This is a genomic window from Chryseobacterium sp. HNCC26DJ239, from assembly GCF_057180445.1.
On sequence record NZ_JBXUGJ010000002.1, the window covers coordinates 361,391 to 382,851 of the forward strand.

The following is a 21,461-nucleotide window of genomic DNA, read 5'->3' on the forward strand; positions in this document are numbered from 1 at the left end:
TTTTAAATATTTTTTATATGAAAACAAATCTTTTTTTATTACGTGCACAGCGAATTTGTCTTTGGATTATGACGTTCTTTTTTACATTCTTGGTGTTATTTGAGGTATATAAAGGGCCTTCAAATCTAGAACCTCAATTTTCTACAATTAAGATTGGAATATTCGTCTTGATTACAATGGGTATGATGTTTTCTGACAGATTTATTTCTGCTGAAATAAATTTTCTACGAAGAAGAATTAAAAAAAAAGCTAAAAAGTCTAAAGCAAAAAAGACTTACGAAATAGTGATTGATGAGCAGAATGAAGAAAGTTAACAAGTTCTTTGATCTTAGTCAATTGAAAGACTCAGAACCTGCTCCGAAAGAATTCGGATCGGGTTCTTTGCCTGTTTACCTAAATCATCATTTGGATAGAATAGCCAATGTGGATGAATTGGTAAGAATGCCCGGTGTTGGTGAAGTGTTTTTTCTTCAGACCGAAAAAGCTTTCAATGCATTTACATTCATTCCGTGGGTAAGCAAAAGACTATTTATTGAAGAATTATTTGCGAGTACTTATTCAATTAGTCGAAGGGTAATTGAATCACTGCAGCACTTGCAACAAAATGGAAGAATTGGTGATGTAACTCTGCTTATCTCCGACTCAATGATCAAGAGAAATCCTTTGACCATTGATGTTTTAGAAGGCGTCGCAAAACACAATCCGAATTTTCATGTAAAATATTATTGGAATCACTCAAAAGTGTGCCTGATAAAAGCAGGGGATTCTCACCTTATTTTGGAAGGCTCCGGAAACTGGAGCGAAAATGCTCAGCTTGAGCAATACATTATTACGAATCACGAAGAAGTGTACAACTTCAGAAAACAAATGTTTGAGTTTTGAAAGCTATTCACATCAGACTTGCCCAGGAACAACTGGAAGAAATTGAAAATTTAAGCGGTGCCGGTTACGACATCGATAAAATTGCAATGTATCTCGATGTGGACCGAAACCAAATGCGAAAAGAGTTCAGTAATCCCGATTCTTTTGTTCGCTATCATTACGATAGGGGAATTCTTCTTGTAGATGCGGAAGCGGGGATAAAACTCGCTGAAAATGCAAAAGTGGGGAATATTACTGCGCATCAGCAATTAATGAAAATACGAGCCGGACAAAGGCTTGAGAGTCTCAGAAAAACGATTATGTATGGCGAAGAAATTGACGGATTATAACATCGAAGATCTTTATAAATGGATTGAATCGGGTATGTCGACCACTGCTCCAACGGAGTTGATGGAATACGTTAATTTGCTCGAGAAAATTTATAAGATGATGAATCGTGTAGATCTATACGGTTCTCGATCGGCTATTATAAAGCATTTGGTAGATTTTGAGCCTAGCGTGAACGGGAATAGAATAAAAGCTTTGGATTTATACAACGAAGCTTTCGAATATTTCAATGCAGATTCTAAGATTTCCAAAAAAGCCTGGAGAAATTTCTATGCCGCAAAAATAGACCAAGACTACGAAATGGCGAGAGCTGTTGCGGAAACTGCTTCGGATTTTGAAAAAGCATCACGTATTGCAGATAAGGCTTACAAGTTCCGAGAACTGGACAAAGAAGATCCGCCGGAGTTACCGAAAGAAATGTTTAAAAAGCCGATTAAGGTCTACACGATGGACATGGATCAGTTTGAAGTAGGTAATGAAGACATCAAAGAAATTGAAATGTGGATTGACGAGAATACGAAAGAATTGTCGCCAAAAGCAATAGATAGATTGAAGCAAGAAGCGATGTTGCTTCCTGTAAAAATATTTGACGATGAAGAGACAGACAGTACGAATTGAATCACTGAAATCTTATGATGATGTAGAAATTCGCTATACAACATGGCTCAAAATGTTGACGGATCTCATGGAGCCGCAAAACCTGTTTCTGGTTCTTGGAAGAGGAACGGGTAAAACTACAGATTATTTAGCCGAAAGATTGCAGAATATATGCTATGAGATGCCTCATAGCTATATTGCTTTGGTAGGCGATACTTATACAAATTTGCTTAAAAATGTAGTTCCCTCAATTGTTGATGGCTGGAACCGTAAAGGATGGGTAGAAGGTATTCATTATGTAGTGGACGAACCACCACCGGATCACTTCAAAAAACCGTACAAAACGCCTTTTGAATACAAACATACCATCTCAACTTTTACTGGGAATTTTTTCAATTATATTTCGATGGATACTCCCAGTTCCGGAGCGGGTAACTCTTATCAGCATATTGCCGGTGACGAAGCGAAGTATCTAGAAAAGAAAAGAATTGACAGATTATTTCCGGCTCTTCGTGGAGATCCTACGATGTTTGGCAAATCTGCCTATTATTTAGGTGTAACATTTACGACTGACTTCCCGAATATCATCATGCCTGGAGAATACGACTGGATTCTTGATAAGGCAAAGGAAATGAAAACGAAGCAGATTAAATATTTGCTTCAGATTTCTCTTGAGCTTAATAAAGCGATGGCGGATTCTATCCGTGCAGTTCGTAAGCGAAATGAAAGATTGGTTCACAAGCTTCAGAATAAAATCAAAAAGCTTTCGATTCTAAAAACAAGGCTTCGCCAAGGTTCTACGTTCTTTTACAAAGCGTCTTCCTTTGTCAATGTAAACGTTTTACGAATTGATTATTTTAAGGCAGCTTTGGCTGCTTTAGGCGAAATAGAATTCAATACGGCGGTTTTATCTCAAACACCACAAGTTGAAGCGGGGCAAAGGTTTTATGTGGCTTTTGATAGTACTCATATTTACGAAGATGGAATTATTCGTGAGAATTATTATCGATATAAAACGGGCGATGCAGCCGAAACTTTTTCCACTGATTTAAAATATTGTATTCCAAATAAAGCCCTGGAAATTGGCGCCGACTTTGGAAATATGATTTCGATGGTAATCGGGCAAACGCAAGGAAATCAGCTCCGGATTCTGAAAAATATTTATTCAGTTTCTCAAAAAACGGAAATAATCTGCGAGCGATTTTTGAAGTTTTTTGCAAATCATAAGCACAAAGTGATTGATTTGTACTTTGACCGTTCCGCCAATGCCTACGAAGAAGTAGGGCGGGATTGGGCAAACGAAATGAAGAAATTTTTGGAGACATGGCCGGATGGAATTGCAACTGGCTGGACTGTGAATTTAATGTCTCGAGGTCAGGGAAATATTGAGCAGGATCTTGAGTTCAAATTCATGAAAGCGATTATGAATAGAAATTATCGAGAGTTGCCGGAACTTCTGATCGATAAATATCAGTGTAGACAGCTGATCTCTTCAATGAATGTAGCGAAGCAGATTGTGAAGAAAAATTCGAAAAATATCACGAAGATTTATAAAGATAAATCTTCAGAAAAGCTTCCAAAAGAAAAGCTTCCAATGTATTCTACGAATATGAGTGATGCGTTGAAATATTTAATCTGCCGTCGTCCTTGGCTAAAGCTTTACAGAGGTAAGCAAAAAGATTTTTCAGATCCTGAAGTTTTGGGTGAGTAGAATTTGTAAATTTGTGAGGAAAGTGAATAGTTTTTATGAGCAATAAAAAAAGAATTAATGATAGAATTGTGAAACTCAAAAAGCATGGTGACAAAATCGAAAAAGAACGAAAAGATATTTTAGTTAAGGTTCTTATTAAATTGGGTGTGCGATCCGCAGAATTTAGCCAGGCGTTGATTGAATTATCGAATGCTTTCCAAAATTCCTCACGAAAAGTTGTTGAGAAAATTAGCGGGATCTATAAAAGTGGCGGGGAAATAATTACTGCAGCTGACGGTTCACAAAAACAAATTTTAATTGTAGGAGACAATTTTAAACCATTATGGCCGGAAAAAGTAAAAGTTAATTGGAGTGAAGAGCTTCCTGATATCCGTCCAAATTCTGTCGCTGAAACTACTTTCTTAACTCAAAAAATGCTTGAAGGCGTGATGGCAATCACACATGATAAAAATGGGAAATCCAAAACTGTTTTTTATGGAAGCAGGGAGTCGAAGGGATAAAAAACTCCCTTTCGGCGAAGCCGAAAATTTTTTTTAAGCGTTTGTAAACGGTTAATTTTGATAAAAAAATAAGCGCCAATAAATGGCGCTTTTCTTATAAAATTTCATTTAGTACCTCGAAAATATAATCGGGTTCTAGTCCGTAATCCTCGAAAATCTCTTCAACTTCCATAAAATCAAAATCTTTTTCGTTCATACGTTCTCTGATTTCTGCTTTTATTTCTTCTAGCTTTTCCGCTATTTCCTGCGGATATCTTTCTTTTATTGGGGTTTTTATTACGACCATAGTTTTTTTGCGATTTCAAGGTTTTTATTTGCTTCGTTTACTGCTTTTTTTGCATAGGTTAAGGAAAATGAGTGCTCTCGTTTTTCGGGGTTGGCTTTATAAAATTCATGTTTTATTTTTGCTTCCTCCAATTTGTATTCGTAAAAATCGATGCTCTCAGGCATTGACAAATTAATTGTGTTTGTTTTGCTTTCCCAATATTCCGCCTTACTTTGGTGGGCTTCTGCTTTCTCGCTCATTTCAATAGATTTTCCCATTCTGTTCCAATTTCTTTCAATCAGTGCCCTGTGTCGTTTTTCGCTGTGATGTCCTATTTTTATAGGTTCTCCGAGTGCTAAAAATTCTCTTCCCTCCTGCGAAGCTTGATAATATTGGTTTCCTTTTTTTTCTGCGCTAATTGACCAGTTTTTGTATCTCTCCGCTTTGGCTTCTGCTCTTGTCTGTGCGTTGGTTCCGTCTGCTCTTATTATGGAGTAATAGAAAAAACCATTTTTTTCAAAAATTAAATTAAAAACCTCGCTTTCATTTTCTTTGCCATACTTGGTGGTAACGTTGATAATTTCACCTTTATGGTGTCTTTCTGTGCATTTTGCCAAAAATACATTAGTATAATATTTAAAATAAGTATTCATTTTTTTTCTGTTTAATTGTGAATAGATAAATTTTTAAAAACTTCGTTTGATAGTGTTTTTTTCATTTCGAAAAGCAAAGATTTTATTTTGTCTTGGTGCAAAATATTTTCTTCAATTTTTCTTATCTGCAGATAGTGTGTGTTAATGATTCTATTATTGTGTATTGCTTTTTCTAAAATAGGGAAAACTACATTTTTATAATCTGTTAAGGTGATGAAAGGAATCACAGAACCACGTGAAAAAACCTCTAAAATTCTACTTTCATAGACTATGTATAAAATCTCAAAATCTATGCTTCTGTACGTTCTTACTTCCCAACAGTTGGGAAGTGGTTCTTTTAGCGGTCGCCCTGCTCGGTTGCCTTTACTTTGCACATAAAAAACGGTTTCCATTTCGTTCGGTTCTGCGGTTCTTCCGTTATATACTTTTATGGTCATTCGAGATTATTATTTTATTTTCTATAATTTCCATTTTTACACTGTTGCCAATTTCAAAACCTGCATTTTTAAGCCATTCCCCCGAAATATTTAGTTTTGGTACTTGCTTTTTTCCTTGCCATAGATAGCAGATTTTCAATTTTTTAAAACTCATATTCTGCATAGTCTGAAAGTTCGCAAGTCTCTTCAATAAATAGTTTTGCAATGGCTTCGGCTCTGTGTATTGCTGTTTCTGTTACCTTTTTAAAATATCGGTAATCTTCCCAGTTAAAAATTTTGTCGAATCCTTTAATAAAAAGTATCTCTTTCACGCAATCAGATAATTTCATACTTTTGTGGGCAGTTGTAGTCATGATTTTAAAATTGTGATTATTTTAAAAGTGCTCCCGCTCGTCACAGCAGGAGCGCATTTTTTTTTAGATATTAAAGTTTATTAGCGTTTCTTCGCTTTCGTTAACTAGATTATCTAGTTTATCGCTACAGATGTTTAGAATTTCTTCAATGATTTGCGTGTTGTTTATTTCAAACGCCATTTGATTTTCTCCGTAGATAATTACTTTTTCTTTTAGTCCATCCCTAGAAACCATAAACGATGCTAAATCGTCTTGTTTTTCTTTCAAAAACTTATATTTATCTATAAGCTTTTCCATGATGTCAAAGTTTTTAATTCTTTGGTTTGCTGTTGTCGGTCCGACAATGGTGTTTAATTTCTCTTTTGCTTCCTGCAACCCTTGTTTTTGGTCATTTTGGGTATTAGCAATTTTTACAACTTGTACTTTAGTTGCTTTTGTGTCTGTGCTAGATGTTACTGTCTTTGCATCTGCTGTTTTTGGGTTTAAGTTGTTCATAATGTGTATGTTTTAACTATATAAATATACGAAAATATCGCAATGTTACCAAAAAAAAGGTAATAAAAAGAGAGTGGTTTTATAGAAAAACTCTTAATTTTTATCAATTCTAAACAATTCATTTTTCACTTATAAAAAGTCGTTTTTCATTACAAAAATTTACAACAAAAACAATCAAATAACTGATTATCAACGCTTAAACCCTAAAAAATGATTTTTAGGGTTTAGGTGTGTGATACTCTGCCCGACGCCGCCGAGAATCGTATTTGCAGTTGCAAAAGGCGTTTTTTCGTGGAAATATGGTTGAAAACGCCCACCAATAGGGCTCTCGCACCGATTTTAATCGGCTGTGAATCCTCTTTGACACTTTTGTTGTAACAACGATTGCGAAGGCATTGAGATAACATTGCAAAAAAAAACAATGGCCAAGGTTATATCGGACGAAATACTCAAGCTCAAGATTGTTGTTAACGGAGATGAAGCGCAAAAACGAGTTTTAGATTTAGAGAAGGCGAATAATGTTTTGTCGATTCGATTGAAGGATCTTAATGAAAGACAAAAGCAGTTAAGTAAACAGCGCAAGAAAGATTCTGAAGAGTACAAGAAGAATGAACAGGAGATAAAAAAACTGTCAGCTGCTTTTGATTCCAATAGGCAAAAGATTGATGATGAAATCAAAGGGATGAACATCATGAATCTTACTATGGAGCAATTGACCAGAAGGGCTAATGATTTGCGATTCGCAATGAATGACATGGCAGCCGGTTCTGGTCTAGATAGTGCAAGAGAAGAGTATCAGCAGTTAACCGATAGACTTCGAGAGTTAAGAACTGGAGCAACAAATTCTTCTTGGTCAATTCAAAATTTAAGCGACAAGTTTAATCAATACTCAGGTATCGCTGTTGCGGTAGCTGCTTCTCTTGCTGGCTTTGCTGTAAGCATTCAGAATACCATCGATATGAACAATAAGATGGCAGATGCGCAAACGGCAGTTGCTAAGACTACAAGCATGACTAAGCAGGAGGTTAACGACTTAGTGGCTGCCTATTCAGATTTTGATACACGTACGAGTAAGATAGATCTTTTGAGGATCTCCACAGTCGGCGGTCGTCTAGGTGTGCCGAAAGAAGAGATATTAGACTTTACTCGGGTTGTCGATCAGGCTTATGTGGCATTAGGCGATTCATTTGAAGGGGGTGTTGAGAAGGTTGCGGAAAAGATTGGTAAGATAAAAGGTTTATTTGACGGAACTAAGGAGCTTACTTATGCCGACGCAATCAATAAGATAGGTTCGGCTCTTAATGAATTAGGTGCAGATGGTGCGGCTTCTGAAGGTAATATCGCTGACTTTACTTTAAGGATTGGTCAGTTGCCTGCCAATCTCAAACCAACTGTGGCTGAAACTATGGCTTTGGGTGCTGCTTTTGAAGAAAGTGGGGTAGATGCAGAAAGAGCTTCTTCAGGATATTCAAAGTTTGTAAGAACTGCTGCAAAAGATACGGCGGCTTTTGCCCAAGTAATGCACATTTCTCAAAAAGAAGTTGAATCGCTTATCAATAAAGATCCTCTGCAATTCTTCCTCAAATTTAGTGAAGGTGCTAAAGGTTTAGATACTACTGCTCTAGCTTCTATTCTCGATGGCTTGAAGCTTAATGATAATGAAGTTATCTCAATTATTGGGGCAGCATCCGAGAATACGGATCGCTTCCGTAAATCAATTGAATTATCAAATCAAGCCTTGTCGGATGCAACATCGCTTCAAAATGAATTTAACCAGGTGAATAATAATGCGGCGGGTATTTACGAGAAAGTTCGTAAAAAGTTTGTCGCAATGTTCACTAGTGATTCGGTAGCAAAATCTTTGAATTGGACCATTCAGACAATGGGTAAGATGTTAGGTGTTGTAGAAGATGCTGAAGGAGGTGTAACGGGGTTCCGTGATTCTCTTTTATTTCTTGTAAAAATATTAACGGTTGCTGTTGTTGCAATTTTTAGTTACAACACTGCTTTAGCTTTATCAGAGCTGACTTTAACAAAAGTTAAAGAAAGACTTCTTGCGTATACAGTTGTTCAGAAAGTAAGTGAACTGCTCAATAAAACATCAGCAGTTGCTCAGAATATATGGAACGCTAGTATAGGTTATGGAGCTTTAGCAATTGGCAAATTGACAGGATCCACCAACTTACAAACTGTTGCCCAGGAAAGATTGAATCTTGTGACTAAAGCAAATCCGTGGGGTGCTGTATTGGCTGTTGTAATGGCTGTTGTTACTGCTTACATGTTATTTAGAAAAAGTTCTGAAGAGTTGCGAGAAGCTGAGAAAAAGCGATTTGAAGAAAATAATAGATATCAATCTCAACAAAATGAAATTTTACAAAAAGGAAAGTCTGCTGTTGAAGATTATAAAAATAGTGTTGCCAATTTAGTTGCGATTCTTCGTGACGAGAATACGTCGCAGGAGATTAGAAAGAAATCTTATGAGGCGCTTATCAAGATGCACCCTGAATTTATGGGAACTGTTGATAAGGAGTATATGGCGACAAAAAAGCTTTCTGTTGTCTACAAAGAGTTAGCCGCTCAAATTGATTTGTCTGCACGTATACGAGCGAGAGCTGCGGCAAAACAAAGTGTTTATGATGAAAATGCAAAGCTTGAGCTTGAATATGCAAAAGGAGCTGCAGCAAGGGAGAAAGAACAGCAGGATCGAAACAAACTTCGTGAACCATATTCTTACAACAAAGAACGTGCTGACTCAGCGGTAAAAATGTTTGGAAGCTTTGAAGAGCATAACAAAGGAGTTACTATTCTTAATCAAATTAACGCAAATAATAAATTACTTCGTCAATACAATGAAGCTAATAAGGTAAGAATTGCCGAATTGCAAAAGGCTTTAAATTCTGCGAAAGGCTCGAAAAAGAAGCAGCTTGAAATGGAACTTTATAGTTTGCTTGGAGCCCCTGAAGAAAGTACAACTCCTGAGTTTAAGTCTAATTATACACCGCTTCCGGAAAAGGAGAAAAAGCATAAGCTTACCGATGAAGATAAAGCGGCTAAAAAAGCTGAAAATGAATATCAAAATATGCGAAAGCGTATTCTTGAACACAAAGAAGATTATGATAAAAAAGAGGTAGATCTAGAAGCAGAAAAGCAGTTGGCAATCTCTGAAAATCAGAAAGAGGGTTACGAGAAGGAGCGTGCGATGATAATCGCTGAAAATGGCAAAAAACAGGCTGAACTTGAAAAAATGAAGTTTAGTTCTGGAGACTTTGCAGACCTTGATAAAATTATCGCAAGAGAAAAAGAAGCTCTTAAAGTTCAGTTTGAAAAAATAAAAGAACAATGGATTAAAGAAAATGCCATTGTCGATGATATCAAAGAGCAGGAGAAAGAAAAAACCAATACCAAGCTTCTAGCTCTTGATGATAAGTACTTAGCTCTAGATTATAAGAAACAAGAAGAAGCACTTCAAAAGAGAGTTAATCTCATTACGAGGGAGCAAAATCAAACCATTGCTACAGCTCAGTCTGTTGAGCAACAGAAAGCATTTTTAGCTTCAAAAGGTTATTCTGAAGATAGCCTATGGAAAATTAAGACTTGGGAAGAAGGAAAGGCTCAGATTGAAAAATATTATCAGCAAAAAGCACTTGAACAGCAGATTGCATTTTTACAAGAGCAGCTTGATATTTTCGATATGATGGCGGATTATGCGCCTGATTTTATCACCGCAGATCAAATTGAAACAATTCAGTCTTACAAGGATAAAATAGCAGCTCTTCTTGCTGAAGTGACGAAGCTTAAAAAAGGTGAAGAGCAAAAACTAGGAGGTGCTTTGTCTTCGTTTGGTGGTGGGAATACTGATATTTTCGGATTAACTCCGGATCAGTGGAAAGCGATGTTTACCAATACGGATAATCTTGCTGAAAAAATTCAAAAAGTAGGTGCAGCGGTGTCTGTGATGCAGAATATGTTTGCTGCTTATTCTTCATTTGTTCAAGCTAATGAGCAAAAGATGTTAACACAAATGGAGGTGGCTTCTGATAGGAAGAAAAAAAGGTTGAAGAGTCAACTTGATTCAGGTGTTATATCTCAAGAAGAGTATAAAAAACAATCAATTTTAATTGATAGTGAGCTTGATAATAAAAAAGCTGAAATTGAATATCAAGCGGCTAAAAGACAGAGAGATCTTCAGATTGCGCAAGCAATTACAGGTGTGGCAATGTCGGTAATTAATGCGGCGAATACGACTCCTTTCTTTCCAGTAGGTATGGCAATGATGGCAGTTGCAGCGGCTTTAGGAGCTGTGCAAATCGGCACAATTATGAGTACACCACTTCCTTCGGCTCCTGGTGCTGAAGATGGTTTCTACCCTGTATTGCGTGAACAGGATAACAAGTTGTTCAATGCTCGTCGCAAAAAATCAAAAACAGGTATTTATAATGAGCCTACGATGCTTGTAGGTGAAGCGGGTGCTTCAATGCCGGAACTGGTAGTTTCGGGTAAGACTTTAAGAAGGATAGATCCAAAAGTTAATAAAATGTATATGAATGAAATTCAAAGAGTAGAAGGCTTTGAAAATGGGTTGATGCCGACTGGTCCTGCCTCGTCAGGAAGTGATGAGCTTTTAATTAGTGCAATGGCGATAATTGCGGAGTGCACGACCGTGATGCGTGATTTAAGAGATAAAGGAGTTACCGGGCGCTTTGTGAAGAATGCTAAAAATGGTAAAGCAATCTCTGAAAGTCAAGAAATGTACAAGAATTTAAGAAACAATAGTAAAAATTAATATTATTATGCCTTTAATGAATCAACCAGGGACAGGTATTGTAGTTCCGTTTTTTGCGTCGACTGTTACAGCTGATATTACTTATCAATACGGAAGTGGTGTGAATCCTTCGGATGTGAAAGTAACTTTGGAAGGCTCGGTTTCGGGGTATTCAACATATAAGATTAAGATTTTTTATTCGGTTACTAATACGACTATCGATGTTGTTGAAGTACTCGATTCCGGCTCTGTTGTCACTGAGGTTACGGGGCTAAGCGGAAGCTTTACGAGAGATGTCTTTGCGCATCTAAAAAATTTAGACCAGTTAAATCCTGGAAGTTATGATCTAGATTTAACTTTTGAACTTTATGGAGTAGGATCGTCTGATGTTTTTCTAGAAAGTGCCTACGTTTTTTTAACTTTAAATGTAGTAGGGAGTTCTAGTACAATAGGCGTCGATAAGTCTGTATATAAAATTATCTACAACCGTCAAACAAATGTGCTTTCGGGTGATACTACAGTAAATATTACGGGGAATTCTGATAATCTTCCATTGCGTTTTTTCAATAGTTTAGTGGTGTTAAAAAATGTTGATCCGATTGATAATAATACTTTTCAATTAGAAGAAAACACGCCGTTAGCAACGAATAGTAATTTGCCTTTAGAGGGGATTTATGAGATAAGTTGCATTATTTACAAGAAGAATGTTGGAAGCTCGGATGTTAATGTAAAATCGTTTATTATTCAATTAATTGTTTTGAATACCGATTTAATTGTTTCGCCATCACTTTTTAGTTTCAGCTTAATGCAGTCGCTAAATGAGGTTAAAACGCAAACAATTTCAGTTATTAATCCGTATAATAAAACTTTTACTATTGAAGGACCTAGTTGGTTAAATTTTTCAGCTACTGGAGGTTCTGGGACTATTGATATTGTTGCGAGCACACTGAATTCTATGTCAATTCCAGTCGGTAATTACTCAGGCAATGTTTTGGTAAAATTTGATGGCAAAACAATAACGGTTCCGGTTACGATGACGGTGGTTGCCTACATTTATCTAACAGGTTTTGAAGAATATAATTTTTGTCTTGATAACAAGAGGATTAATTTTATTAAAAAAGATACTGCAGCTCGATTTGTGAAGTCAACGGTAACGGCGTATTTCGAAAATGAAGATGGTCAGTCAACGATTGTAGTTCCGATAACAGTTCCGTACTATGATGATCGTGCAAGCTTCGATATTGGGTATAAAATTCACCAATATTTTCTTCGATTGAAAAAAAGTGTTCTTTCGGAAGTTAAAAAACCAACTTTCGATAATAAGTTTTGGTTTTCTCCAGCTGAAGTAACCATAGTTGTTGAAGAGCTTGATGTTGATTATAATGCTTTGAATTCTGATAATGTTGGGATGATTCGTTTTTATCCAGGGAAAAAGCCGAAAGCTTTTCCAGTCCTAAGTAATGCTCTCATTAAACAGCGTATTGAAGGTTCTAAGTATATTTTCAGCTACATTCAAGGGTTAGTAGATCCTGCAACGATTGCTATTGGAACTCCTAATGTATTTCCAGACGGAATTGTTACTCGAGTGAAAATTGAAGATGACGAGAATAAAATCATTTTTCCAAAAAAGAAGGTTTTTCAAATTACGGACCAGGTGCAGTTAACTTATTTGACTTTGAGAAAAACAGGTCCGAATCTCATTCATATTCAATTTGAAAATCAAAATTTAGTTCCTGAAGCTTTTACTTTTAGCGGTCATTTTAAAAATAACCCTGTCTATACTCATGTATATGACCAGAACCTGTTGAATTCAATCAAGGAAAAGTTTGATGTAACCAAGGTTGTAAGCAGAACCATTAATACGGGGTTTATAGCGAAAGCTTGCGTACCTATTATTGATGAAATTATTCAGAGTAGGTTGTGTTTTATTGAAGTAAATGGGGTGAAGTATCGAGGTTTTTGTACTTCAGATAAGATAGTGGACGAAGACAGCTCTGCTGAGCTTATTCAGTTTGATTTAGAATTTTTATTAGTTGAGTAATGGAAATAAAATTTTACGCACCACAAGGTGTTTTAGACTTATCGAATATCGATTTTAGTACGCAAGAAGAGAATTCTATGTTGAGCGATAAAACATTCACGAAATTCTTCTTTCCTTTTGAAATTCATGTAGATGATGCGTTTATTCATGCTTTTGGAGATTATCTAAGCGATGAGAGTAAAGATGCGGTGACTAAAATTGAGGGCTATTTGTTTCACGAAAATAAAACACATAAAGCTGTTCTTAACATTGAGGAAGGAGAAGATGGTGTGTTGATGGCGCAAATCGATTACGGGCTTGAGGAAATTCCGAATTTTAATAAAAAGTTAAGCGAATTACCTTTGGAAAAATTTACGGTTCCGGATATACATTTGCATGCCGCTGCGGTTATGCAAAAAACATGGCCGCAAACGAATTATAATTTTCCTAGAATCTATACTGAGCGTTATGATCAGGATTCTGAAGTTTGGGACGCTTTTGAGGGATATTACAACAATACCAGGATTGAAAGTGGAAATCTTGTTGTGCCTAATAATTATGTGGATTCGGGAGGAAATATTTTTAATATTAATATTATACATCCGTGTCCTCACCCAATATACTTGTTGAAAGTTGGTTTTAAAGATGCCGGTTTTGATTTAGTTGGCGATATTTTATCGGATCCTGATTTGCAAAAGCGTTGGGTTTTTTCCGGAACTGAATATTTTTCGATGAAAGCGCAAACGAGGCTTTATGCTGAAGCGACTCAGATGGACTATTACTTTGATGAAGCTTATAGCGTGTTTCGTAATGGTGTTTGGTGGAATATGCGCAAAAGAAGATATAATCGAACGCTTTCAAATTTGCTTCAGGGAAATTATATTGTGAAAGGGGCTTTCAGGGTTAAGGCTTTTCATGGAAAAGTCATTTGTCAAATTAGTAGCAATGGAAGTGTTGTATGGGAGCATAATCAATTTTATGATGCTGGGGTTTCAGATCTCTCATTACCTGTAGACATTATCGTTCCATTAAATCAAACTTCTAATGAGATTATGTTTTTTGTTGAATTTATTCCTATCAATAAGGATGCAAGTGACTACGAGGTTGTAGATTTTCAACTTACTTCAGATGTTTTATTAGATACTTCAGCTACTACAGAAGACACGAAGGCGGTTAATAATGCAAATGAAATTGATCTTTCAAAAGCGGTTCCGGAAATGACATTTGGCGAATATGTCAATGGGATAAAAAATTTCTTGAATTATGATTTTACACCAGTGGGTTCAAAAATCTATATGAACCGACTGGGTAAGAACGAGCCTTCCGGTGTTGTCGATTTCACGGCTTTTTCTGTTAAAAATCCAAAGAAAAAGTTTTTAACAAAGAGATCTTTTAAATTGAATTTTCCAGAGTTCGACGCGCCGTACAAGATTAATTCGATGTACTATGATGTCGAGGGTAAGAAACTAAATGGCGTAGCAAAAGAAGATACTAATGTAATTGATATTAATGCTTATCCGTTACCATTGGCTAAACCAGAAGAAAGTTTACCGTTATCTGCAATAGATGTCGCGCAGAGCTCTGATGTTATTGGATTGGTTTACTATGATGGATTAGTAGGTGGTGTAAATGAATCGAAGGATGTTCCTGGTTTGCTGTTTCCAGAATTGTTTGATAAGAATTGGCTAAGGTGGTTAAGGCAAAGGATTCGCGGAACTCAGTACGAATGGAGTAAAGAAGTAAATGCTGAAGAATTTAGCTTAGTAAGTGTGAAAGACTATATTTTTTGTAACAATAATGTTCACTTAATTTCAAGTTTGAACAAAGAAAAGTCCGGTGATAACTCGTATGTTGTCGATATTATCACCGAAACTATTATTTAATCTAAAATGTGCGTGGCCATATTCGATTCTTTTTCGACGATATGCACGTAAATCATTGTTGTTAAAATGCTAGAATGATTTAGGATCTGTTGAAGGTCACGTACATTTCCTCCTTTACGTAAGAAGTTTGTTGCAAAGGTGTGTCTTCCGGTGTGCATCGATACAGTTTTGTTGATTTGAACCTTGCTCAACTTCATAATGTTTTTCAAAGTACGATTTATGCAGTTCGCGTGAATGTGATCAATAAACAAAGCAGGATGTCTATCGACAATCATTTTTGCGGTATTGTTCAAAACAATGGTATGAGCTTTATCTGTTTTGTCCGAGTAAAAAGTAATTGCATTTCCCTTCAGATCCGCTCTTTTTAAGTTTTGAATTTCGGAAATTCTCAAGCTTGTATAGCAGGCGAAAAGAAAATAACCTAAGCTCAGTAAATGTCCTTTATCTACGTCCTCGCTGAAGTAATACTGCTTTAATTTTTCGACCTCGAGTAAAGTAAGATTAACTTTAGAACCTTTCATTGAACCTACTTTTAAATCGTCAATATCAAAATTGATAAACAAACCATGCTTTCTTGCAAGGTTGATAAATTTTTTAATCACCTTTATGTTTCCGGCTATGGTTGTTTTCGCGTTTCCGTTTTTGTATAAGTGCCCACGGAAGTCTTCAAAGAATCCAATATTTAAGGAACTAAATGGAAGCGGACTTTTAAATTCTTCAAGTTTTTTAATCACGCTTCGGGCGTGTCTTTTAGAAGAGTCTCTTGTTGGCTCGTTCTCAATATGATGTTTTGCGAAAGTAATGAAGTCGTATTTTGGTGTTTTATTAAAAAATTCATTTCTAAAGGTTTTAATATCCAAGAAGGAAGATTTAGATAATCTGTAGTGTGTTCTTATCTCCGTGGTTTTGGATTCCATGTTGTCTAGAGATAGATTTACGTCTTCTGTATCGAAGCGTTTTTTAACCCGGCGTAGTTCTTTGTCCCAATGTTCGGGTTTCACATAAAGGCCGCTTGGGATTCGATCTCGTTCTCCGTTAATGTTTACGTCGTAAAAAATTTGACATTTGCCATCTTTTCGTTGATAGTTGTTTAGGTAAAAGTGTGTGTTGATTGTCATAAATTTCGAATTTGTGACAAGCTCTGTGACAAGAAATGAAGGTCGGGTCTGATGCATCAATTTTAAATTTTTAAAGTTTAAGAATTGACCAGAATCGTTGTGACAATGTTATGACAAAGGGAAAAAGAAAACAGGTTAACCCTTAGACCTTATCACTTCAGTAGCTTGAAATGAGCTTGATTTAATTGTTAACCTGTTGTTTTGTGACCTCGACAGGATTCAAACCTGTAACCTTCTGAGCCGTAATCAGATGCGCTATTCAGTTGCGCCACGAGGCCTCGTTTAATGGTTTGCAAATATACAAAATTTTTGTTTCCTTTGAAATATGAAATCAAGAATTTTAATATTAATCGCGTTTTTGACGCTAATTAGCTGTAAAAGAGAGCAAAAAATTACAGGTTCAGAGTGGGTAAATATATCGCAACGCACCAAGTTTAAAGAAGAATCTGGGAAAATAAAGCTTGAAACAGGAAAATTCAGTTATTCTTTTGATGAAAAACAGCTTCCTTTCAAAAAAATAATTGTTCTCAATGCAAGTATGATGGGGTATATTTCAGAATTGGGAAGTGAAAATCAAATTGTAGGGATTTCGAGCCCTGAATATGTGTATTCACAAAAAATTCAACAATTGTTAAATACCGGGAAAATTCAGAATGTTGGTTCAGACCAAAAATATAATGTCGAAAAAATTATTTCTCTTCAGCCAGATGCTGTTTTTACAAATCATATTCCAAGTTTTGAAAACACTTACGATTTACTTAAAAATAATGGAATTAAAGTCGTTTTTCTTGATGAATATCTCGAGCAAAAACCACTAGAAAAAGCTGCATATCTAAAAATCTTCGGTAAGCTTTTAGGAAAAGAAAAATTAGCCAATCAGAAATTTGCTGAAATAGAGCAGAGCTACGATAGGTTGAAGAAAGTTGCAGCTTCTACACCTTCTAAACCAAATGTTTTAGCCAACGAAATGTACGGAAATGTTTGGTATTTACCTGGTGGGAAAACTTCTGTGGCACAATTTATTTCAGACGCCAATGCGAATTATATTTTAAAAGATAATACCGAAGATAAAGCTGTAACTATGAGCTTTGAAGAAGTGTATGCAAAAGCAAAAAATATTAATTTCTGGGTAAATGCAGGAAGTCATTTTTCCAAAAAAGAGATGCTGCAGATAAATCCTTTATATGCAAAACTCAATGTTTTCGAAAAAGGTAAGGTTTATAGCTATAGCGAGAAACAACCAGCTACAGCCAATGATTTTTTTGAAAGCGGATTGGTGCGTTGCGACTTTGTTTTAAAAGACTATATCAAAATTTTTCATCCAGAATTATTTCCAAAATATAAACTTACTTACTTCAAAGAATTGCCTTAAACTCGTAGTATTTTTTTACTTTTGCAGTAGTTTTTTAGCTTATGTGGAAAAAAATTAAACAATTCCTATTCGTAATACTTCTTCTGAATGTGTTTTTTATTATTTGGGGAAGATTTTTTAACCCACCCATTACTATTACCCAAATTGGCGGTTTAATACAATACGGAAAGCTCGATAGAGATTATATTTCGTATGAAGATATGGGTTCGAATGTGAAAAAAGCCGTGATTGCGTCTGAAGATCAAAAGTTTTTTACTCACGATGGTTTCGATTATACGGCAATTGAAAAAGCTTACAAGAATAATGAAAAAGGTAGAAAAGTACGCGGCGGAAGTACAATTTCTCAGCAAACAGCCAAAAACGTGTTCCTTTGGCAACAAAGAAGCTGGGTAAGAAAAGGTTTGGAAGCAGTATACACTTTTATTATCGAAAAAGTTTGGTCCAAAGACATTATTTTGGAACGTTACCTTAATTCCATAGAGATGGGACAGGGCGTTTTTGGGGTAGAAGCTGCAAGCAAATATTATTTTGGCAAATCTTCAAAAGATCTTAGCCAGTCTGAAGCTGCATGGATTGCTGCTGTACTGCCAAATCCGAAAAAATATGATCCTAAAAATCCTTCTGCTTACCTCAATAAAAAGCACCGCTGGATTATGAGGCAGATGAAAAATGTAAGTTTGAAATAAACATTAATATGCAGATGAATTTTAGAAATGTAGCGAGTAAAAACTTTAAAACAGTGCTCAGTAAATACTTTTCGTTTAAAAACGAAACGAGATCTCTTGAGCCATTGGCAGAGTTTTTAGAAAGTTTGCGAAAAGCAGATTTTCATGATGTACTCAATAATTTCAGATTCAATGAAGAGCATAGAAGTAATTTTTCGTATTATATAAAAAACGTTTTTTCAGACAGACCCTTTAATTTATCTCTTACTGAAGCAAATATTTTAAGCGAAAATTCGTTTTTTTCAGAATTAAAAAAACGAATCTTAAATAAAGTCTTACCTCCTGTTGAAAACGAACAAACAGTTTGGTATCTTATTGATAATGTGAGTTTTAGTCCGAAAAAAGATCTGGAGTATTTTCACAATGTTCCAGAGAATGAGATTGACGAACTTTTACATCTTTTAGAAATTTCAGATTTTATAAAAAACGAAAAAGTAAAGAATGATCTTATTTTTTCTATGAACATTCTTGCTTGGCGAGTAACAGGAATGGCACTTGAGGTAGATGTCGTAAGGATGGCTCCAGAGTATAGAAATTTTGACAACCCTTTTTTAGCTTTACAAAATGAACTGGAAGCTCTTGCCGAAGACTTTAAAGTAAACAGATCGCTACAGCTTTCCTCAAAAGACAGTCGATACAAGCAGATAAAAATCTATTGTGAGCAGTGTCTAGATTTTGTAAATATCTCCTTTAAAAACTCTGGAAAATATGGTATTTCGGGAAAGATTAACCAAGCTTTGCTTAAAATTAGGCAACAAACTCAAAGAATTTTTGAGATTGTAAATTTGTTGGTTATCGATTCTAATGATGATTATATTTTAAAATCTAAACAGCTTATTTTTAATATTTTATCTTATAAATCTCATAAAAATAATATTGCGGAGCTTTTTAACGATAGTACACGTTTAATTTCGCATCTTATTACCAATCATACTGCAGAAACTGGGGCTCATTACATTACATCTAGCCGTAAACAGTACATGAAGATGTTTTATAAAGCAAGTGGTGGTGGGATTATTGTTGGCGCACTTTGTGTTCTGAAAATGCTCTACGGATTTATGCCGGGAAGCGATTTTTTTCATGCATTTCTTTTCGCCTTAAATTATGCGATGGGGTTTGTAATGATCTATTTGATGGGCTTTACACTGGCAACAAAACAACCGGCAATGACTGCCGCAACCATGACTAAAGTACTTTCTGAACAGGGAAATACCAAACGAAATAATACAGAGTTTGCAGATCTTGTATCTAAACTTTTTAGAAGTCAGTTTATTGCATTTGTCGGAAATGTTCTTTTATCTTTTCCTATTGCGTTGGCTATTATCTATGGTTTGGATGTTTTTTTCTCGCAGAATTTAGCGATAGAAAAATCAGATAAATTGCTTAAAGATTTGGATCCTTTTAAATCGAAAGCTATTTTACATGCTTGTATTGCTGGTTTTTATCTTTTTATTTCGGGAATTATCTCGGGGAATATTGGTAATAATTCTATTTTCTATCAAATTCCAGACAGAATCGCCAAAAACCTCACTATTAAACGTTGGTTTGGAGCCAAATTTGCCAAAAGTCTTTCAAAATATTATGCAAAAAACTGGGCTGGAATAATTTCTAATTTTTGGTTTGGTGTTTTTTTGGGTGCAACAGCTCCAGTAGGTTTGTTTTTTGGGTTAGATTTAGATATTAGACACATTACTTTTGCGGCAGGAAACTTTGCTTTAGGGCTTTATGGTAAAGACTTTTCAGTAGATGCTTATACCTTTTGGATTTCTTTTATTACTGTATTTCTAATAGGATTTTTCAATTTCTTAGTGAGTTTCAGTCTTTCTATGTTTTTGGCTTTCCGATCCCGAAAACTGAATATTGGAGAGGTGGGAGATATTTACAGAGAGATTTTTAGATACTTTTTGAAACATCCACTTAAGTTTTTTATCCCATTACGTTCTGTTTTTGATAAAAAATCGAATGATTTAATGCAAAGTACAATTCCTACAAAATCTGAAGATCATTAAACTTCTCTTCGCCAAATTTTTCCTGAAATTTCTTTAGAAAGAATGATTTTCTCATCTGAAAATCGTGCTTCAGTATAGGAGAATTTACTTTAATGAAAATAATTTTATTTTCTAGATTTACCGTTTTTATTTCGCTGAATAAAGCTTCATCAAGATAATCTTCTAGAAAATCTTTTATTTCAAATGCGACCAGTTTGTCTTCAAAACCATGAATTCTGGCAAAAGATTTTACCAGTTCAGAGCTTTGGAATTCACGTTTTTTGTTGCGTTTCATATTTCGAAAATTACACTTTCCTCATTAATTCTTTTCACGACGTTTTCCGTACGTTCTCTATGCGTATCTGTAATGAAAATCTGCCCGAAATTTTCTTGATTCACCAATTCAATTAATTGAGAAACGCGGTTGTCATCCAGTTTATCGAAAATATCATCTAAAAGGAGAATTGGTGTTTTTCCTGTAAGTTCTTTTACTAAACTCATTTGCGCAAGTTTTAGAGAAATTAAAAACGATTTCTGCTGTCCTTGCGAACCAATTTTTTTAATTAAAACCGAATCCATTTCAAATAAAAGGTCATCTTTGTGAATCCCTTTCGAAGTGTAAGTAAGCATTCTGTCGCGATCCAAACTTTCTTTCAGTAAATCTTCAAAAGAACTGGTTGAAAGATGAGATTCATAGAAGACCGAAACGCTTTCTTTTCCACCTGAAATAATTTGGTAAAAGTTCTGAACAATAGGATTTAATTTAGATACAAACTCTCTTCTTTTTTCAAAAATTTTAGTTCCAGATTTTGTGATGGGTTCATCATAAATTTCCAAAGAATCTTTGTCCCAAGTTCTATTTTTCGAAAAATATTTCAGCAACGCATTTCTTTGTTGAATCGTTTTTTGATACTGAATTAAATCAAAAAGATAAGAAGAATCGGTTTGTGAAATCATCGAATTCAGAAATTTTCTTCTGCTTTCTCCAGAATCTGAAATTAAATTAGAATCGTATGGCGAAATCATCACACTCGGTAAATATCCGATGTGGTCTGCAATTCTGTCGTAGCTTTTATCGTTTTTTTTGATGATTTTTTTCGATTCTTTAGGTTGAAGAACTTTGATGATGTCTTCAGATTCTTCATTTTGAATTTCTGCCTCAATTGTGAAGAAATCTTCTTCGTGTTGAATGTTGTTCAAATCGCTATTTCCTAAAAAACTTTTACCTACGGAAAGGTAATGCAAAGCATCAAGAATATTGGTTTTTCCGACACCATTATTTCCCACAAAACAATTGATTTGCGGGGAAAGCGTAAAATGTTGCTCAGCGTGATTTTTAAAGTGATATAAGGTAAGTTTCTTCAGAATCATTC

At 35.3% G+C, this 21,461-nt stretch carries 21 protein-coding genes and 1 tRNA gene; 12 read left to right on the forward strand and 10 right to left on the reverse strand.

All coding sequences use genetic code 11. From position 1 onward, the window contains the following. Positions 1–17: 17 nt before the first annotated feature. Genes AC2A1D_RS05395 through AC2A1D_RS05420 form a run of 6 tightly spaced genes read left to right on the forward strand, consistent with a single transcriptional unit; the run spans position 18 to position 4,017 of the window. On the forward strand, positions 18–314 hold the full coding sequence (locus AC2A1D_RS05395; RefSeq protein ID WP_484042606.1) for a hypothetical protein: 297 nt from the start codon (positions 18–20) through the stop codon (positions 312–314). Further along, on the forward strand, positions 301–882 hold the full coding sequence (locus AC2A1D_RS05400; protein ID WP_484042607.1) for a hypothetical protein: 582 nt from the start codon (positions 301–303) through the stop codon (positions 880–882). The genes AC2A1D_RS05395 and AC2A1D_RS05400 overlap by 14 nt, the downstream gene beginning before the upstream one ends. After that, entirely contained in the window at positions 879–1,211 is a 333-nt protein-coding gene (locus AC2A1D_RS05405) for a hypothetical protein (protein ID WP_484042608.1), read from the forward strand. The genes AC2A1D_RS05400 and AC2A1D_RS05405 overlap by 4 nt, the downstream gene beginning before the upstream one ends. Then, complete coding sequence (locus AC2A1D_RS05410; protein ID WP_484042609.1) at positions 1,186–1,827, forward strand: hypothetical protein; 642 nt, start codon at positions 1,186–1,188, stop codon at positions 1,825–1,827. The genes AC2A1D_RS05405 and AC2A1D_RS05410 overlap by 26 nt, the downstream gene beginning before the upstream one ends. Next, positions 1,802–3,517 (forward strand): hypothetical protein, encoded by a 1,716-nt coding sequence (locus AC2A1D_RS05415; RefSeq protein ID WP_484042610.1) that lies wholly within the window; start codon positions 1,802–1,804, stop codon positions 3,515–3,517. The genes AC2A1D_RS05410 and AC2A1D_RS05415 overlap by 26 nt, the downstream gene beginning before the upstream one ends. Positions 3,518–3,552: 35 nt before the next feature. After that, entirely contained in the window at positions 3,553–4,017 is a 465-nt protein-coding gene (locus AC2A1D_RS05420) for a hypothetical protein (RefSeq protein WP_484042611.1), read from the forward strand. Between the two features lie 94 nt (positions 4,018–4,111). Here AC2A1D_RS05420 and AC2A1D_RS05425 read toward each other — a convergent pair whose 3' ends face one another. The 6 genes from AC2A1D_RS05425 to AC2A1D_RS05450 all read right to left on the reverse strand — a co-directional run bounded on the left by AC2A1D_RS05425 (position 4,112) and on the right by AC2A1D_RS05450 (position 6,220). After that, a complete protein-coding gene (locus tag AC2A1D_RS05425) occupies positions 4,112–4,303 on the reverse strand; it encodes a hypothetical protein (protein WP_484042612.1) in 192 nt (63 codons plus the stop codon). After that, a complete protein-coding gene (locus AC2A1D_RS05430; RefSeq protein ID WP_484042613.1) occupies positions 4,294–4,935 on the reverse strand; it encodes a DUF3560 domain-containing protein in 642 nt (213 codons plus the stop codon). The genes AC2A1D_RS05425 and AC2A1D_RS05430 overlap by 10 nt, the downstream gene beginning before the upstream one ends. 11 nt (positions 4,936–4,946) lie before the next feature. Then, positions 4,947–5,372 carry a DUF6943 family protein gene (locus AC2A1D_RS05435; RefSeq protein WP_484042614.1) on the reverse strand — a complete coding sequence of 142 codons (426 nt, stop codon included), beginning with the start codon at positions 5,370–5,372 and terminating at the stop codon, positions 4,947–4,949. Next, positions 5,353–5,535 carry a SymE family type I addiction module toxin gene (locus tag AC2A1D_RS05440; RefSeq protein WP_484042615.1) on the reverse strand — a complete coding sequence of 61 codons (183 nt, stop codon included), beginning with the start codon at positions 5,533–5,535 and terminating at the stop codon, positions 5,353–5,355. The genes AC2A1D_RS05435 and AC2A1D_RS05440 overlap by 20 nt, the downstream gene beginning before the upstream one ends. Then, on the reverse strand, positions 5,516–5,725 hold the full coding sequence (locus tag AC2A1D_RS05445) for a hypothetical protein (protein ID WP_484042616.1): 210 nt from the start codon (positions 5,723–5,725) through the stop codon (positions 5,516–5,518). Before AC2A1D_RS05445 ends, AC2A1D_RS05440 begins: the two co-directional genes overlap by 20 nt. 63 nt (positions 5,726–5,788) lie before the next feature. Further along, on the reverse strand, positions 5,789–6,220 hold the full coding sequence (locus AC2A1D_RS05450; RefSeq protein ID WP_484042617.1) for a hypothetical protein: 432 nt from the start codon (positions 6,218–6,220) through the stop codon (positions 5,789–5,791). A gap of 406 nt (positions 6,221–6,626) precedes the next feature. On the opposite strand from AC2A1D_RS05450, the gene AC2A1D_RS05455 reads away from it, so the two are divergent. The 3 genes from AC2A1D_RS05455 to AC2A1D_RS05465 are packed head-to-tail and all read left to right on the forward strand — an operon-like array spanning position 6,627 to position 14,885. Then, a complete protein-coding gene (locus AC2A1D_RS05455) occupies positions 6,627–11,003 on the forward strand; it encodes a phage tail tape measure protein (protein WP_484042618.1) in 4,377 nt (1,458 codons plus the stop codon). A 16-nt stretch (positions 11,004–11,019) separates the two neighbouring features. Then, positions 11,020–13,023 carry a hypothetical protein gene (locus AC2A1D_RS05460; protein WP_484042619.1) on the forward strand — a complete coding sequence of 668 codons (2,004 nt, stop codon included), beginning with the start codon at positions 11,020–11,022 and terminating at the stop codon, positions 13,021–13,023. After that, the gene (locus AC2A1D_RS05465) at positions 13,023–14,885 is read left to right on the forward strand and encodes a hypothetical protein (protein ID WP_484042620.1); all 1,863 of its coding nucleotides are present in this window, start codon (positions 13,023–13,025) and stop codon (positions 14,883–14,885) included. The genes AC2A1D_RS05460 and AC2A1D_RS05465 overlap by 1 nt, the downstream gene beginning before the upstream one ends. On the opposite strand, the gene AC2A1D_RS05470 is transcribed toward AC2A1D_RS05465, so the two are convergent. Then, the gene (locus tag AC2A1D_RS05470; protein WP_484042621.1) at positions 14,882–16,003 is read right to left on the reverse strand and encodes a tyrosine-type recombinase/integrase; all 1,122 of its coding nucleotides are present in this window, start codon (positions 16,001–16,003) and stop codon (positions 14,882–14,884) included. The genes AC2A1D_RS05465 and AC2A1D_RS05470 overlap by 4 nt on opposite strands. 204 nt (positions 16,004–16,207) lie before the next feature. Next, positions 16,208–16,281: transfer RNA gene (locus tag AC2A1D_RS05475), tRNA-Arg, on the reverse strand. A 47-nt stretch (positions 16,282–16,328) separates the two neighbouring features. Here AC2A1D_RS05475 and AC2A1D_RS05480 point away from each other — a divergent pair. The 3 genes from AC2A1D_RS05480 to AC2A1D_RS05490 are packed head-to-tail and all read left to right on the forward strand — an operon-like array spanning position 16,329 to position 20,109. After that, a complete protein-coding gene (locus tag AC2A1D_RS05480; protein WP_484042622.1) occupies positions 16,329–17,375 on the forward strand; it encodes an ABC transporter substrate-binding protein in 1,047 nt (348 codons plus the stop codon). Between the two features lie 41 nt (positions 17,376–17,416). Next, positions 17,417–18,061: a monofunctional biosynthetic peptidoglycan transglycosylase gene (gene mtgA / locus AC2A1D_RS05485; protein ID WP_484042623.1), complete on the forward strand. Its 645-nt coding sequence runs from the start codon at positions 17,417–17,419 to the stop codon at positions 18,059–18,061. Positions 18,062–18,075: 14 nt separating this feature from the next. Then, positions 18,076–20,109 carry a recombinase gene (locus AC2A1D_RS05490; protein ID WP_484042858.1) on the forward strand — a complete coding sequence of 678 codons (2,034 nt, stop codon included), beginning with the start codon at positions 18,076–18,078 and terminating at the stop codon, positions 20,107–20,109. Here the strand turns inward: AC2A1D_RS05490 and AC2A1D_RS05495 are convergent. Together AC2A1D_RS05495 and recF are read right to left on the reverse strand one after the other, a co-directional pair. Further along, complete coding sequence (locus AC2A1D_RS05495) at positions 20,087–20,383, reverse strand: DciA family protein (RefSeq protein ID WP_484042624.1); 297 nt, start codon at positions 20,381–20,383, stop codon at positions 20,087–20,089. The two genes, AC2A1D_RS05490 and AC2A1D_RS05495, sit on opposite strands and share 23 nt — an antisense overlap. After that, positions 20,380–21,459 (reverse strand): DNA replication/repair protein RecF, encoded by a 1,080-nt coding sequence (gene recF / locus AC2A1D_RS05500; RefSeq protein WP_484042625.1) that lies wholly within the window; start codon positions 21,457–21,459, stop codon positions 20,380–20,382. The genes AC2A1D_RS05495 and recF overlap by 4 nt, the downstream gene beginning before the upstream one ends. Between the last annotated feature and the right edge of the window lie 2 nt (positions 21,460–21,461).